Source organism: Teichococcus globiformis, assembly GCF_042646265.1.
In the GTDB taxonomy this organism is placed as follows: Bacteria; Pseudomonadota; Alphaproteobacteria; order Acetobacterales; family Acetobacteraceae; genus Pseudoroseomonas; species Pseudoroseomonas globiformis.
In genome coordinates this window covers 360,361-374,349 of sequence record NZ_JBHRTN010000008.1, presented here as the reverse complement: position 1 = coordinate 374,349, position 13,989 = coordinate 360,361, and the positions used below count along the sequence as shown (strand labels likewise).

13 protein-coding genes are annotated in these 13,989 nt (G+C 69.9%); 5 read left to right on the top strand and 8 right to left on the bottom strand.

The features are described 5' to 3' along the window. Positions 1–32: 32 nt before the first annotated feature. Genes ACFOD4_RS09085 through ACFOD4_RS09070 form a run of 4 tightly spaced genes read right to left on the bottom strand, consistent with a single transcriptional unit; the run spans position 33 to position 4,587 of the window. Entirely contained in the window at positions 33–662 is a 630-nt protein-coding gene (locus ACFOD4_RS09085) for a sugar transferase (RefSeq protein WP_379595749.1), read from the bottom strand. Continuing rightward, positions 655–1,887, bottom strand: coding sequence for an O-antigen ligase family protein (locus ACFOD4_RS09080; RefSeq protein ID WP_379595747.1), 1,233 nt, complete (start codon positions 1,885–1,887; stop codon positions 655–657). The genes ACFOD4_RS09085 and ACFOD4_RS09080 overlap by 8 nt, the downstream gene beginning before the upstream one ends. Before the next feature lie 14 nt (positions 1,888–1,901). Continuing rightward, a complete protein-coding gene (locus ACFOD4_RS09075; protein WP_379595745.1) occupies positions 1,902–2,798 on the bottom strand; it encodes a hypothetical protein in 897 nt (298 codons plus the stop codon). 10 nt (positions 2,799–2,808) lie between these two features. Further along, on the bottom strand, positions 2,809–4,587 hold the full coding sequence (locus tag ACFOD4_RS09070; protein ID WP_379595744.1) for a heparinase II/III family protein: 1,779 nt from the start codon (positions 4,585–4,587) through the stop codon (positions 2,809–2,811). A 174-nt stretch (positions 4,588–4,761) separates the two neighbouring features. Between ACFOD4_RS09070 and ACFOD4_RS09065 the strand changes: the two genes are divergently transcribed. Beyond that, positions 4,762–7,554: a polysaccharide biosynthesis/export family protein gene (locus ACFOD4_RS09065; RefSeq protein WP_379595742.1), complete on the top strand. Its 2,793-nt coding sequence runs from the start codon at positions 4,762–4,764 to the stop codon at positions 7,552–7,554. Between the two features lie 26 nt (positions 7,555–7,580). Here ACFOD4_RS09065 and ACFOD4_RS09060 read toward each other — a convergent pair whose 3' ends face one another. Beyond that, on the bottom strand, positions 7,581–8,135 hold the full coding sequence (locus tag ACFOD4_RS09060) for a TetR/AcrR family transcriptional regulator (RefSeq protein WP_379595740.1): 555 nt from the start codon (positions 8,133–8,135) through the stop codon (positions 7,581–7,583). A 138-nt stretch (positions 8,136–8,273) separates the two neighbouring features. Between ACFOD4_RS09060 and ACFOD4_RS09055 the strand changes: the two genes are divergently transcribed. Then, complete coding sequence (locus tag ACFOD4_RS09055; protein ID WP_379595739.1) at positions 8,274–9,251, top strand: phosphoribosylaminoimidazolesuccinocarboxamide synthase; 978 nt, start codon at positions 8,274–8,276, stop codon at positions 9,249–9,251. 33 nt (positions 9,252–9,284) lie between these two features. Here the strand turns inward: ACFOD4_RS09055 and ACFOD4_RS09050 are convergent, their stop codons facing one another. Further along, positions 9,285–10,220, bottom strand: coding sequence for a Bug family tripartite tricarboxylate transporter substrate binding protein (locus ACFOD4_RS09050; RefSeq protein ID WP_379595737.1), 936 nt, complete (start codon positions 10,218–10,220; stop codon positions 9,285–9,287). A gap of 130 nt (positions 10,221–10,350) precedes the next feature. Between ACFOD4_RS09050 and ACFOD4_RS09045 the strand changes: the two genes are divergently transcribed. Next, positions 10,351–10,809, top strand: coding sequence for a GNAT family N-acetyltransferase (locus ACFOD4_RS09045; RefSeq protein ID WP_379595735.1), 459 nt, complete (start codon positions 10,351–10,353; stop codon positions 10,807–10,809). Positions 10,810–10,941: 132 nt separating this feature from the next. Here the strand turns inward: ACFOD4_RS09045 and ACFOD4_RS09040 are convergent, their stop codons facing one another. Further along, positions 10,942–11,367 (bottom strand): DUF3830 family protein, encoded by a 426-nt coding sequence (locus ACFOD4_RS09040; protein WP_379595734.1) that lies wholly within the window; start codon positions 11,365–11,367, stop codon positions 10,942–10,944. 133 nt (positions 11,368–11,500) lie between these two features. Between ACFOD4_RS09040 and ACFOD4_RS09035 the strand changes: the two genes are divergently transcribed. Next, positions 11,501–12,157, top strand: a complete 657-nt coding sequence (locus ACFOD4_RS09035) for a glutathione S-transferase family protein (protein ID WP_379595733.1) — start codon at positions 11,501–11,503, stop codon at positions 12,155–12,157. A gap of 268 nt (positions 12,158–12,425) precedes the next feature. On the opposite strand, the gene ACFOD4_RS09030 is transcribed toward ACFOD4_RS09035, so the two are convergent. Next, positions 12,426–13,286, bottom strand: coding sequence for a prephenate dehydratase (locus ACFOD4_RS09030; RefSeq protein WP_379595732.1), 861 nt, complete (start codon positions 13,284–13,286; stop codon positions 12,426–12,428). Between the two features lie 180 nt (positions 13,287–13,466). Here ACFOD4_RS09030 and ACFOD4_RS09025 point away from each other — a divergent pair. Beyond that, on the top strand, positions 13,467–13,989 hold a 523-nt coding region (locus ACFOD4_RS09025), incomplete at its 3' end, for a c-type cytochrome (protein WP_379595730.1).

Here is a 13,989-nt window from a genome sequence, read left to right as displayed (position 1 = left end):
CGACGTAAGCAAGGCCATAATTCAACCGAGAGTTACAAAATCCTGCTGGACTCTTTTGATGCCGTGTCCATAGCGGGATCGAAACGGGGCATGGTCGCGTGCCCCGGCGCGGAAACGCCCCGGCCGCTCAACAGGATCAGGGCCGTGCCGGCGATGGCGTGCAGATCGGTGCGCAGGCGGATGGCCTCTGCATACCGGGCATCCATTTCCAGCCGCTCCGTCCAAGGCAGGGCGTTGCGCCCGGCGGCCTGTGCCACGCCCGCCAGCCCGGGCCGTGCCATCAGGCGCCGGGCCTGGCGCTGTGTGTAGCGTGCGTTGTAGGCCATCGGCAGGGGGCGCGGCCCGACCAGGCTCATCTCGCCCCACAACACGTTCAGAAGCTGGGGCAACTCGTCCAGGGCGCTGGCGCGGAGACGTCGGCCAAAAGGCGTCAGGCGCTCGGCATCGTCGCCCGGTCCGTCGCGCATGGAGCGGAACTTCAGCAGGGTGAAGGGCACGCCACCATGCCCGGCGCGTTCCTGGCGGAACAGGATCGGCCGTCCCAGGCACAGCAGCACCGCCAGCGCGGTGCCTCCCAGCAGGGGCGAGAGAAGCAGCAGGCCAAGCCCTGCCCCCGCCACGTCCAGGACCCTTTTGCCCCATCGCGCATACCAGTCAGCCACGTTTCGCCACCGCTCCCACGGAAAGCACCAGCCCCAGGGCGAACCAGACCATCCGGTTGCCGAGGTCGGTTGAAACCATTGCCGCCATGCCCACCGGCAGGGCCAGCGCCGCCATCCGCGCCATCCGCCCCGGTGCCACGTGCCGCGCCCGCAGCAGCAGCATCGCCGCGCCGCCGCCGAAGCAGCCGAGCCAGAGTGCCAGACCGATCGGGCCGCCTTCGGCCAAGGCTTCGAGCGCATGGTTGTGTGGGTACAGCCCACGCCGCTCGCCATGCCCGGCCGCGATGGTGAAGCCGCCGGTTCCGAGGCCCCAGGGCATGGTGGCCCCGGCCCAATCCAGCGCCGCGCGCCACAAGGCCGGGCGGGCAGAGGCCTCCATGCCGCCCTGCGTCAGACGCTCCAGCGTGCGGAGCCCCTCCATCGCCTCGGCCTGCAACAGCAGCAGCACTGCCCCCAGCAGTCCGGCCAAGGCAGCCAGCCCCAGCCAGCGGAGCGCGGCGCGGGGAGAGCCGGCCGACCAGCAGCGCAGGGCGGGTACCAGCAGGACGGACAACGCCAGCGAGATCAGCCCCATGCGCCCGCCGGGCAGCAGTGCCGATGCGGCCAGCGCCAGGGTGAAGCCGGACCAGAACAGCCGCGCCGGCCAGCCATCGGCTTCCACCACGCGCACGGCGCCCAGTCCCGCGGCGCAGGCGATGGCCAGACCGGCAAGCTGATACTGCACGCGCAACAGGTCAGGATTGGCGCCCACCGCGCCGCCCAGCACGATTTTGCCGTTGGCCAGACCCCAGGCCACGGAAACGGCGACCAGCGGGCCCGATGCCAGCGTCACCGCCACCAGCCAGCGTCGCGCCGCGCCATCGGCACCCACAGCCAGGCCAGCCAGCAGCATCACCGGGCCGAGCAGCACGATCTCCGGCAGTTTCTGCGCCAGGATCGTGGCGGATCGGCTCCAGCCTCCCGCCAGCACCAGCCACAGCCACAGCAGCGCGGCAGTGCCCAGCGGCAGGGCGAGCATCGGGTGCAGCCACCAGCGCCGCGTCAGCAGCAGCAGCGCCAGCAAGGGCACCAGGGCGGCGGCGGCGAGCAGTGTCAGGTCCACCGGCAGGGCCGCACCAGGCGGCGTGGATTTCAGCGCCCCGGCAAAATGCAGCGCTGCGGCGGCGGCTCCGGCCAGGCTGCCCAGCGCCGCGGCATCCACCCGCAGCGCGCCGAAACGTGCCATGGCGGCGGTGGCGTTCAGCGAACGTTCCCCACAGGCGAGGATGGCGCAATGGCTGGGCGCGGTGCCGAGCGGGCCGCAACCCACCCGGGCCCGCGCAACAGCACCAGGCAGGCCGCCAGGAACAGGCAGGTCATGGGCACCGTGAACAGCAGCATGGCCAGCAGCAAGGGGCGGTTCGGCAGGGCGGGGCGCAGCCCGGCACCGGGGCCGGATACCAGCCGTGCCGCCACCGCCTGATCCGCCCGCAACACCAGGGCGACGCGCTGGTGCTGCGCCAGAAGCTCGAACAGCGGGGTGCGCAGGTAGATGTCGCGTTCCTGGCCCAGCCGCGCTTCCAGCGCGGCGATGCGACGCTCGGCCATGCTCAGCAGATCCTGCCGCACCCGCGACTCGGCAAAGCCATGCAACCTTGCCAGGGCATCCAGCGCCGCCTCGCGCCGCGGATGCGCCAGTTGCAGCGTCCAGGTGACGGAGGCCAGGGACTGCGTCACGGCCAGGTTGCGGTCCAGCCAGCGCCCCACATCGTCCTCGTCCGGCGGTCGGTCCAGATCCAGCGCCTGCTTCAGGGCGGCCAGCATTCCTTCATCCTTTTGCCCCGCCAGGTCGGCCAGCAGGGTGGTCTCGCGCATCAGCATGGCTGCCGCCTCCGGACTGCGGAGGGCGGACAGGTAGACGGCGAAATTTCCGCCAGGGCGGGTGTCCAGCAGGCTCCCGGGCGCCAGCGCATTGGCCGAGATCAGGCTGGATACGGCGACACCCGAGGTTTCCGACGGGGCAATCACCATCTCCGCCAGGTAGGCGCGCGGCATGGACAGGATCAGCGCGGCGCCCAGGCCGAGCAGCAGCAGCGCCGCTGGCAGCAGCCAGCGCCAAAGCCCCAGCACCCCGCGCAGCAGCAGGTGCAGCGGCATCAGACGGCACTCACCGCAAGGCGATCCGGGTCAACAGGCGGCGCACTGGGGCGGCGGCACGCGCCACCAGCACGGGACAGGGGCGTGCCTCGCCATAGGCCGGGCTTTCCCAGCCCGTTTCCAGGGACAGGGTGAGCGGCGCATCGGCGGAGATGGCGATGCGCGCCCCCTCCGACTCCACTGCCCCGTCCATCAGGCGCCATTTTCCGGAACCTAGCCGCCAGCGCAGAACCAGCTCGTGAAAGCGCCCCGCGACCCGGTCTTCCACCAGCCATTCGCGGCCTTCCGGCCGCACCAGCCGCATATGGCGGTTGCCATGGTGATCGCGCAGCGCCGCGCCGGTGGCTTCGCCGGACGGCAGGGGGCGGATTCGCGGCCAGCGCGCCAGAAGAAAGCGCGACAGGCGGGGCATCGGCTCCCGCCCGTCAAAGGTGACCGTGTTGTGCGCGGCGGCGGAGGGGAAATAATCCAGCCACCAGGCCTTCTCGGCCGGCGGATTGTAGGCACCGGTGCCGGCATCGGCGAGCACCGGGCGCGAGCCGTCCCATAGTTCGAAATGCAGCAGGTCCGCCTGGCCAGGCCGGAAGCGCAGTGGCCCGGCGCGCAGCAAGCCGCGCGCCCCGGCGCTTTCCCAGCCCAGGCAGCCGCCACCGCGCCAGACGAGCTCGCGCGGGGTCGCCGGCATGGTGGCGAGGCCGAGCCAGCAGCAGCCCGCATCCTCGCCGAACCCGGCTGAGCGTCCGGCGAAGAGACGCATGGCCCGCTCCACGCTGCCGCGGGCGTCGCCGGCACCACCGACCGACAGGTCCGCCAGGGTCGAGCCATCCTGGTGGCCCAACATCGGCATGGCGCCATTTTCCGCCACCAGCCGCGCGAGCCAAGTGGCCGCGGCGGCGGCGCGCGAGGCGAAAGGCGCAGGGAGAGGCGGCCGCCCCAGGGCGCGGCGCAGCACCTCCACCACCGAAAGCGTGTCGAGCAGCAGGCGATGGTAGCCGGTGGAAAGTTGCGCAAAGCCTCCATCGGGCGCCACCAGCCGGGCCACGGCGGCCGAAAGGTCGCGCGCGGCACGGCGGGCGCGGCCTTCCTCGCCCAGCAGCCAGGCGCAGACCAGCAGCCCGGCAGGCTCGCTGATCCCGTGGTTGTTGTCCTGTGCACGCGCATAGGAGCGCGTGGCGCCGATGCGGCGGGCATGCAGCGCCAGAAAGCCCTGGGCCGGCAGCGATGGCTCCCGCGCCTGGCCGGCAAGCACCAGGGCCAGCGCCATGTGCAAGGCGCGCAGCGCGGCTTCCTGGCCGCAGGCCCAGTTGGGGCCCTGGAAAGGTGGGTTTGCGGCCTGCCACTCGGTCAGACGGGACTGCAACTCCGCCCCATGCCCTTCCTCCGGCCAAAGGCGGGCGGCCTGGACCAGCCATGGCAGCCATGAAAGGCGATTCGCTTCCCACACCGGGCGAACATCGCCGGGGCGGAACAGATCCATTCCCAGCGCGCCGGCGGCAGGGTCGAAGGGGCCGTGCCAAGTGGCCGGAGGCAAGCTGGCCAGCACCGCGCGCAGGCGCGCCAGGTCCGTGAAGGGCAGGCGTGGCGGTGCCGGCAGGTGCGGCGCCAGGATTGCTCCGGGAACCGGCGCCCCTTCCGGTCCGCGCAGGCGCAGCCGACGACGCGGAAGGCCAGCAGCGTGGCTCAACCGGTGGACGAAGTAGGAGGCCAGCGGACGAGGGCCTAGCCGCCAAGCCGCATCGACCAGCAGTAGCACTCGGGGGGGTCCTGAATTGCGGCCTTGGATCGGCATCGCAGATCATGCTAATCCAATCTTCACGTTTTTGCGAGCGACTTTGGGGTCGCCGCACCATTCTGGTGGCGCCGAAAAACAGTGTACCGCCCAGCCCTCCGGGCCATCCCGCCAGAACGGCGTGGACGCCTGGGCCGCCCGCTCCGGTCTGCCCCTCATCCCGGCCGCATGGCCATGGCGGGGCTGTTGCTGGCCCTGCAGCTCCTGCCGGCGCTGGCCCCCCGGCCTGTTCTGGCTCAGCCGGCCCCTGCCCCCGCCGGCGGTGGCGCATACGGTGGCACCTTCGGCGGCGGGCCGCCCGGCGGACAAGTGCCGAGCCCGCTACTGTCACCGCCCATGCTGCCTTCCACCCTGCCGGGCGGAATGCCGCTGCCCAACCTGCCCCCCGCCCTGCAGCAGGACATCATGCAGCGGATCATGGAGGCGGCGGGAAACAACGCCCCGGCGCCGCAATTGCCGGCCATCGCCGTTCCCCCCGCCCGAGCGGCCGCACCGCCGGCGGGACAGCCGCAGACCCTGCCTCTCGCGCACCAGGCAGACCCGCCTTCGCAGATCGAGAACTTCTTTGCCGCACGGCTGGAGGCTCCGGCGGTGAGCGGCGGGCTGCTACGCCAATTCGGCTACGACACCTTTCGTGACATGCAGGCCATGGCACCCGCTCCGGCCGCCACCGCCGCCCTGCCGGACGACTACGTGCTGGGCCGCGATGACGAGGTGCTGATCTCGATCCGCGGCCGCACGCGGCAGAACCAGACCCTGCGCATCACCCGCGACGGCACGCTGGTGCTGCCCGACCTCGCCCCCTTTTCCGCCGCCGGGCGTACGCTGCGCGAGCTGCGCGCCGAGATCACGGAACGGGTGGCGCGCGAGCTGGGCGGATCGGAAGCCTTTGTTTCCATCGGGCAACTCCGGCAAATCGGCGTGTTCGTGGCGGGCGAGGTGATGCGGCCAGGGCTGCAATCCCTGCCGGCCATGGCCTCCGTGCTGGACGTCCTGGCCCAGGCCGGGGGTGTCCGCAAAAGCGGCTCGCTGCGCGCCATCCGCGTCGAGGGACCGCGCGGCAGCCGCGTCATCGACCTGTATTCGGTGATCGGCTCCGAGCCCGGTCAGCCCGACCTGCGGCTGCGCGAAGGGGAACGGGTGGTGGTGCCGCCGCTGGGCCCGACCGTCGCCGTCGCGGGCGAGGTGACGCGGCCCGGCATCTACGAGCTTCCGGCCGGCACCGCCGCGCTGCCGCTGGCGGCGCTGCTGCGCCTGGCCGGAGAAGCGCTGCGCCCGGCGGGTAACCGCTTCCTGCTGCACGGCACGGATGGCACCGGCCGCCGCGCCCTGTCCGAGATCGGGCCGCAGTCACGGCTCCGGCGCGGTGATGCGGTGGTGGTGCAGCCGGGGCTGGATGTCGTTTCGGGGCAGGTTCGGGTGGTCGGCCATGTGGTGCAGCCGCTGTTGCGCCCAGCCGGCCGGTCCGGGCTACGCGGCGTGCTGACGGATTCCCGCCTGGTGCGGCCCGATCCCTATGTCCGGCTGGGGGTGGTCTGGCGCGTCGATCCCTCGACCCGCGTGCGACGCTTCCTTGCCTTTGACCTGGGCCGGGTGCTGCAGCGCCAGGCCGAGCTGCCGCTGCATGAGGATGACGAGGTCATCCTGCTGTCGCAGTCGGACATCCTGTGGCTGGCCAGCCCGCCGGTGCAGCGCGCCCTGCGCGGCGAGGCACCAGCGGCTCTCGCCATTCCCGCCGCCGCGCCCCAGGGAGCGGGCCATGCCGTGGCCGTGGGCGGCGAATGCCCGGCGCTCCAGTCGCTGGCGATCGCCGCGCGATCTTCCCCCGTACGCTTCGCCCATGTGCGCGGCGCGGGGTTTCCAGACCTGGGCGCGCCGCCCTGCCCACAGGTCTTCTTGGACTACCCCGCCCTGCTGCCCTTCCTGCTGGATCAGGCGGTGCTCATCTCGGGCGAGGCCCGTCTGCCCGGCCTGTACCCCATTCTGGACGATACGGGGCTCGACCAGGTGCTGGCGGCGGCGGGAGGCGTGACCGACACGGCCGACCTTTCGGCGGTGGAGCTTTCGCGCGAGCCGCTGGAGCAGGCGGGCGCCATCGCCCTGCAACGCACTCTGCTGGATCTGCGCTCGGGCAATTTCGCCGCAGTTCGGCTGTCGCCGCGCGACGGCATCCGGATTCCCCGCGGCTTCGGCGACCGCGACAGCGGACCCGTGGTGCTGACCGGCGAGTTCCTGCGCCCCGGCATCTACGACATCCGGCGCGGTGAGCGCCTGTCGGAGCTGATCGCCCGCGCAGGCGGCCTGTCGCCTCAGGCTTATCCCTATGGCGCCGTGTTCACGCGGGAAAGCGTTCGGCAGAAGCAGCAGGAAGGCTTCGCCCGCACCGCGCGCGAACTGGAGCAGAGTCTGATCCAGGTCGCTTCCGGACAGGCGGTGGCCGGCTCCAAGGCGGGCGGACTCGACCTCGGCAATGCCATCACGGCCGGGCGCGAGATGGCCAACGCCCTGCGGGAGGGCCGCGCCGCCGGGCGCATGGTGGTGGAGGCCAATCCGGTGATCCTGGCCGCCCGCCCTGAGCTCGACGTGCTGCTGGAGCCGGGAGACCTGATCGCGATCCCCAAGCGACCGAACGAGGTCACGGTGGTGGGCGCGGTGCTGAACCCCGGCAGCCTGCAATTCTCCACCGGCTGGAAGGCGGTGGAATACGTGCGCGCCTCCGGCGGGCAGCAACGCTTCGCCGATGGCGGGCGCGCCTTCGTGGTGCTGCCGAACGGGCAAAGCGTCCCGGCGGGCCTGGGTGCCTGGCAGGCCGGCGGGCCGCCCATTCCACCTGGCAGCCTCGTGGTGGTGCCGCAGGATCCCTCGCCCTACGAAACATGGGGCTTCATCCGTGACCTGACGCAAACCCTGGGGCAGCTTTCCATCAGCGCGGCCGCCCTGTCGGTGATCGCGAAATCGTCGCGCTAGGCGATGGGCGGGCATGACCGGAACGCTCAGCCTTGCAGGGCCGCGAGGTAGCTCTCAAAGGCGCGCAGCACGGGGGCCGGATCGCGCAGGGCCCAGCCGATCAGGCTGCCGCCCTCCAGTTGGTCGAGCAGCGTCAGGGAAACCTCTTCCGGCGGGTCGGGGTGGCGCAGGGTGCCGGCCCGTAAACCTTCGGCAACAATGCCGGCCAGCCAGCCCAGCTGCTCTCGAAAGAAATCGGCCACTTCTTCCTGCAGGCTGGCCGGCAAGGCGGAACGCTCGGCCAAAAGCGCACAGCACAGCGGCATCAGCCCGTCTCCCGCCCGATCGGTGAAGGCATGGGCATAGGCGCGGAGCCGGGCGGGCGCGGCGGGTACGGTGACCTCGATCCGCCGCAGCGTCGCGGTGAAACCCTCCCGGTACCTACGGACCACCGCCAGGCCCAGGGCTTCCTGGCTCGAAAGGAAGCTGCCAAGCCCTTCCGGTGCGGCAAGGTCGTCCATGCTGAAGGCGGCATAGCCACGGCTGCGCATCAGCATTTCCGCCCTGGCCAGGATGGCGCCCAGCGCCTCCGGTGCTGTCATCAAGGATCCCTGGCGATCGGTGGCTTCCCGCAACAAGCGTCGAGGCCCCCCTTCGGGTTCCACGCAGTTCCCTCAGGGATGGCGATGCTCTAGAGCATGCGCTGAATAGGCACCGCCTTCCGACACGGACCTCCGCCCATGGACCCCGCCACCCTCCGCGCTCAGGCGCACCGCATCCTCCGCGATGCCGCCATCCCGGAACTGCCCAACCATTACAGCGGCAAGGTACGGGAGAATTACGACCTTCCCGACGGGCGCCGCGTGATTGTCGCGACCGACCGGCTCAGCGCCTTCGACCGCATCCTCTGCGCCATCCCCTTCAAGGGCCATGTGCTGACCCAGACCTCGCGCTACTGCTTCGAGCAGACGCGCGACATCTGCCCCAACCATGTGCTGGACTATCCGGACCCCAACGTGGTGGTGGCAAAGCGTCTGACCATCCTGCCGGTGGAGATCGTGGTCCGCGGCTACCTGGCGGGCACCACCGGCACCTCCGTGCTGACGCTCTACAAGAAGGGCCAGCGGGAGATGTACGGCCACATCCTGCCGGACGGCATGCGCGACAACCAGAAGCTGATGGCGCCGATCATCACCCCCACCAGCAAGGAATTCGACGGCGGCCATGATGCGCCGCTGACACCGGCCGAGATCCTCGAGCGCAAGCTGCTGACACCGGACCAGTGGGATCAGCTCAGCGCCTATGCCCTGGCGCTGTTTGCACGCGGGCAGAAGCTGGCAGCGGAGCGCGGGCTGATCCTGGCCGACACGAAGTACGAGTTCGGCACGGATGAGACGGGCCGCATCGTGCTGGCCGACGAAATCCACACCCCCGACAGCAGCCGCTACTGGAAGGCGGCCAGCTTCGACGCCCGTTTCGCCGCCGGAGAGAAGCCCGAAAGCTTCGACAAGGATTTCGTCCGCTCCTGGGTTGCGGCGCGCTGCGATCCCTACAAGGACGCCATCCCGGAGATCCCGGAGCAACTCATCCTCGACACGGCGGCGGTGTACATCGAAGCCTTCGAGACCATCACCGGGCAGAGCTTCACCCCCGATCTGGATGGCGAAACGGTGCTGGAGCGCATCCGCGCCCGACTGGCACCGTTGTTTCCGCGCTGAAAGGGCCGGGCACCATGCCCGGCCTAGCCTTCGTTACTGCACTTGCAGATTGTAGGACCGTACCAGCTCGCCAAAGCGATCGTACTCCGCCTTGTTGTAGGCGGTGAACTCAACCCGGCGGCGCAGCTGCAGAGGCATGTCCATGCGCCGGAAGCCCTCGATCACGGAGGCTGTCGCCACGCTCTTGGCACAGGCCTCCTCCAGCCGGTCGAGCACCGGCTCGGGGGTGCCGGCAGGGGCGTAAAGGCCGGACCAGATGGTGAAGGTCATGTCGAATCCCAGTTCGCGCATGGTCGGCGTGTCCGGAAACTCGCTGGCCCGCTGCTCGCTGAAGAGGGCGATCGGGTGCAGGTTGTACTGCCGGACGAGGTTGCCCTGATCGGTGAACAGAGAGAGCTGCTTGCCGGCCATGGCCTGCATCACCTCGCCCGAACCCTTGAACGGGATGTGGTTCATCTCGATGCCGGCCAGCCGCTCCAGCGAAATCATGCTGATATGCGGTGTCCCGCCGGGTCCGGTACTGGCATAGGCGAAGCCGCCGGGGTTCTCGCGAGCGCGGGCGATAACGTCGCGCAGCGTGCGCAGGCCGGAATCCTGCTGCGTCATCATCACCACATGCGCGGCAGAGATCTGGCACACCGGGGTGAAATCGGATTGCTGGAACGGCGCGCCGCGCGTGTGCGGCGTCAGCACGAGCGATCCGCCCGGCGCGAACAGCACCGTCTCCCCATCTGGCCTGGCGCGAGCCAGTTCCATCGCCCCCACCGTGCCGTTGGCGCCGGGCGCATTCTTGATCACCACCTGCCGCCCGAGCGCCGTGGCCAGCTCGGGCTGCAGGATGCGGGCCATCAGGTCCGAGGCTCCACCCGGCGGATAGCCGACGATCATGGTGACGGCATTTTGCGCGGCGGCAGGCTGCAGGCTCGCCACAAGGCAAGCGAAAGCAGCCGCGATCCCGGCATGTCGCATCGTTCTCTCCCTGTTTTCGTTCTCGTTCTTGGCGACGAGGCGGACAGCATAGGTAAGGCCCGGCACCTCGTCCAAAACATCGAGCCAGGCCCTTTCCTTCCGGGCTTGGCTGGGCCATCCCTCCCGCCCCATGAACCAGACCGAGATCCGCCGCGTCACCGGCGACGAAGAGTTTGCCGCGTGCCGCGCCATCCGCGAGGCCGTGTTCGTCCGCGAGCAGAACGTCCCGCTCGAGCTGGAATACGATGAACACGATGCCACCGCCCTGCATCTGCTGGCGCTGGCCGGTGGGGCACCGGCGGCAACGCTGCGGGTGATGCTGAAGGATGGAGGCGCAACGGCCAAGATCGGCCGCGTCGCGGTGATCCGGGAAGCGCGCGGAACAGGCCTCGGCGCAGCGCTGATGCGGGCGGTGGAAGCCGAGCCCTCGCTCGGCGGGGTGCGGCAATTCGTGCTGGAAGCGCAAACCCATGCGCTGCGCTTCTACGAGAAGCTGGGCTATGTGGCCGAGGGGGAGGAATTTCCGGACGCCGGGATCCCGCACCGGTTCATGCGCAAGGCGCGGCCCGGCCCACTCTCCCCGGGCTGAGCTTCCGAAGCGGCGAGGCAATGCCTCGCCGGAGCCTATCGCGATCCGTCGAGGAACCATGCGGGATCACGCCTGATGGCCCGGGTCACCCGGTTCTTCGCGAGGGCGGCGCCTTTCCCCTGCGAGCCTCGTTCAGGGCGCGGCCGAGAAGGTGATCGGCTTGTTGCCGTCCCACAGCACGGAGCGGCAGGTATCGGCCAGCCGGTCCAGCCCTTCGCGGATCGTCAGGAAGTGGTTGCCGGCGAGCTGGCCCGCCTTGCTGGCGAAGCAGCAGGGCCCGTAGGCCACCAGGATCTCGGTTTCCGACATGTTGTTCAGGTGTCCGGGATGCACGATCACCTGCCCCGGCGCCGGGTAGGAGGTGGCGTTCTCGTAGCCGATGGACAGGTCGCGCTCGCCCATGGGAATCCAGCAGGCCTCGCCAGACCAGCGAACATGGATGATGCGGTCCTTGTAGGGCAGAAGCTGGCGGAACCGGGCGCAGGTGCTGGGCGCGGCCTTGTCCTCGAAGAAGGCGTGGAAGATCTCGCCGCCGATGTCGATGGTGATGTCGGCCATGGGGTCTCCTTGAGCCGCTGTGGATCGCTGTCGCTCTTGCCAGAAACCGGCGTGCGGCGCGAGGTGCCGGGCTTGCCGCCCGGCCGGGCCGGCGGCAGGCTGCACGGCGTCTGGATGACGGAGGAACCCCGCAATGGCTTTGACGATCTACGGCGTGCTGCGCTCCCGCGCCACGCGCAACGTTTGGCTGGCGAAGGAGCTGGGCCTCGCCTTTGAGCATGTGCCGGTCATCCAGTCCTACCGCCTGCCCGATCCGCAGGCGGCTGATGCGCCGTTCAACACCGCCTCGCCCGAGTTCCTGAAGCTGAATCCGAACGGCCGTGTGCCGGCCATCGTGGATGACGGTTTTGTGCTCTACGAGTCGCTGGCCATCAACCTGTACCTGGCGCGCAAGAATGGCGGCCCTCTGGCGCCGCGCGACGGGGCCGAGGATGCGCTGATGGAGCAGTGGGCGCTGTGGGCCGCGACCGAGGTTGAGGCGCAGAGCCTGGCGATCCTGACGCATCGGGGGCCGGGGCCGAAGCATGACCCTGCCCGTGCCGAGGCGGCGGCGCAGGCCCTCGAAAGGCCGTTCACGGTGCTGGAGGGCGCGCTGAGCGCCGGGGGCGGCTTCCTGGTGGGCAGCCGCTTCACCGTGGCCGACCTCAACACGGCCGAGGTGCTGCGCTACGCCCAGGGTGACACGGCTTTGTTCGGCAAATTCCCGGCGATCGCGGCCTGGATCGCTGCTTGCCAGTCGCGGGCAGCCTTCAAGGAGATGATGGCGGAGCGGGAGAAGGAGCCGGCGTAAGCTGCTTCCTCCAAAGGGGGACGCAGTCCCCCACTCCCGCTAACAGGAGATATGATCCCCCGCACCCGCGATCGGTGCGGTGCCGCCTCCAGGATCAGCGCCGCCCGGTGCAGGCAGTCGGTGCAGGCAACAAGACGATCAGCAACCTCCTGCCGGAACGACTCGCCAAGCTTGCGAAGCATCGTGCCAGCAGTTGGGTGCAGGGGGGGGGCCTCCGCTCCCTAGCGGGGTTGGTGCGGGAGGCGGGCGGAGCCGCTCTCGCCGCGCCTCAATCCGCGCCTTGCGCTGCCGCCTGGCCCAGCCGGTAAGGATGCGCCGGATAGGCGCCCAGCACCCGCAACTCGCGCGAGAAAAAGGCCAGTTCCTCCAGCGCCCGCTTCACCGGCGGGTGGTCGGGATGGCCATCCACGTCGCACAGGAACTGCGTGGCGGTGAAATGGCCGTCGAGCATGTAGCTCTCGAGTTTGGTCATGTTCACGCCATTCGTCGCGAAGCCGCCCAGCGCCTTGTACAGCGCCGCCGGGATGTTGCGGACGCGGAAAACAAAAGTGGTGACCGTGTCCGGCGCCGCGGCATCGGGCTGCTGCGGCGCGCGGGCCATGACGTAGAAGCGGGTGGTGTTGTGCGCCTCGTCCTCGACGTTGCGCAGCAGCACCTCCAGCCCGTAGATCTCGCCCGCCAGGGACGAGGCGATGGCCGCGTCTTCCAGGCTGTGCGCCTCGGCCAGCAACTTGGCGGCGCCGGCCGTGTCGGCTTCGATCACCGGCGTCAGCTTCCGCTCGCGCAGCAGCTTCAGCACCTGGCCCAGCGCCACGGGGTGGCTGTGGGCGCGCTTCAGCCCCTCCAGCGTCGCGCCCTTGTGGGCCAGCAGGCAGTGCTCAACGCGCTGGTAGTGCTCGCCTACCACGAACAGGCCCGAATCGGGCAGCAGCCGGTGGATGTCCGGCACGCGTCCTGCCAGGGAATTCTCGCAGGGCAGCATGGCAAGGTCGGCGCGGGATTCACTCACCGCCTCCATCGCTGCCTCGAAGCTGGGGCACGGCAGGGTGGTCCAGCCGGGATAGGCGCTGCGGCAGGCCAGGTCCGAATAGGCGCCCGGCACCCCCTGGAAGGCGATGACACCGCTCATGGGATTCTCGTGTTCCATCCTGGTGTAGCGGTGCGGACCCCGTTCATCCCTGTGGCGACGGGTTGATGCGGCGGCATCCACCGCTTATGGTCCCAGAGCTTCTAGTCGAGGCCAAGTTCGGGTGCAAATTCACCCGCATGTCAGATGGAACGGGACGAGTTCAGGGATGGAATCGGCTGCATGAGCTTGGAGACCAACAAGGCTTTCGCGGCCATCCTGACGGCGGGTGTCGTCTTCATGGTTGCCGGTTTCGTGGGCGAGACCATCATCCATCCAAAGCGGCTGGAGAAGACCGCAATCACCATCGAGGGTGTGGGCGAAACGCCGGGTGCCGCCCCGGCCGATGCCGGCCCGCAGATCGAGGAGATCACGCCGCTGCTGGCCGCCGCCAATGTGGATACCGGGCGGCAGGTGGCGGGCCGTCTCTGCTCCGCCTGCCACACCTTCGAGCAGGGCGGTGCCAACAAGGTTGGCCCCAACCTCTACGGCGTGGTGGGCAACCACCATGCGCACCTCGACAACTTCAACTACTCGCCGGCCATGAAGGGCCTGTCCGACAAGCCCTGGGATTACGAGGCGCTGAACCACTTCCTGGCGGCGCCCGCGCGCGCCATCCGCGGCACCCGCATGGCCTTTGCCGGTATTCGCGACACGCAGCAGCGCGCCGACGTGGTGGCCTATCTCCGCACCCTGGCGGCCGAGC

Coding starts and splice junctions, on each gene's coding strand:
- ACFOD4_RS09040 (WP_379595734.1), bottom strand. CDS start 11,367: ATGGCCGACATCACCATCGACATCGGCGGCGAGATCTTCCACGCCTTC.
- ACFOD4_RS09065 (WP_379595742.1), top strand. CDS start 4,762: ATGGCGGGGCTGTTGCTGGCCCTGCAGCTCCTGCCGGCGCTGGCCCCC.
- ACFOD4_RS09070 (WP_379595744.1), bottom strand. CDS start 4,587: ATGCCGATCCAAGGCCGCAATTCAGGACCCCCCCGAGTGCTACTGCTG.
- ACFOD4_RS09075 (WP_379595745.1), bottom strand. CDS start 2,798: ATGCCGCTGCACCTGCTGCTGCGCGGGGTGCTGGGGCTTTGGCGCTGG.
- ACFOD4_RS09060 (WP_379595740.1), bottom strand. CDS start 8,135: ATGACAGCACCGGAGGCGCTGGGCGCCATCCTGGCCAGGGCGGAAATG.
- ACFOD4_RS09045 (WP_379595735.1), top strand. CDS start 10,351: ATGAACCAGACCGAGATCCGCCGCGTCACCGGCGACGAAGAGTTTGCC.
- ACFOD4_RS09035 (WP_379595733.1), top strand. CDS start 11,501: ATGGCTTTGACGATCTACGGCGTGCTGCGCTCCCGCGCCACGCGCAAC.
- ACFOD4_RS09030 (WP_379595732.1), bottom strand. CDS start 13,286: ATGAGCGGTGTCATCGCCTTCCAGGGGGTGCCGGGCGCCTATTCGGAC.
- ACFOD4_RS09050 (WP_379595737.1), bottom strand. CDS start 10,220: ATGCGACATGCCGGGATCGCGGCTGCTTTCGCTTGCCTTGTGGCGAGC.
- ACFOD4_RS09055 (WP_379595739.1), top strand. CDS start 8,274: ATGGACCCCGCCACCCTCCGCGCTCAGGCGCACCGCATCCTCCGCGAT.
- ACFOD4_RS09080 (WP_379595747.1), bottom strand. CDS start 1,887: ATGGCACGTTTCGGCGCGCTGCGGGTGGATGCCGCGGCGCTGGGCAGC.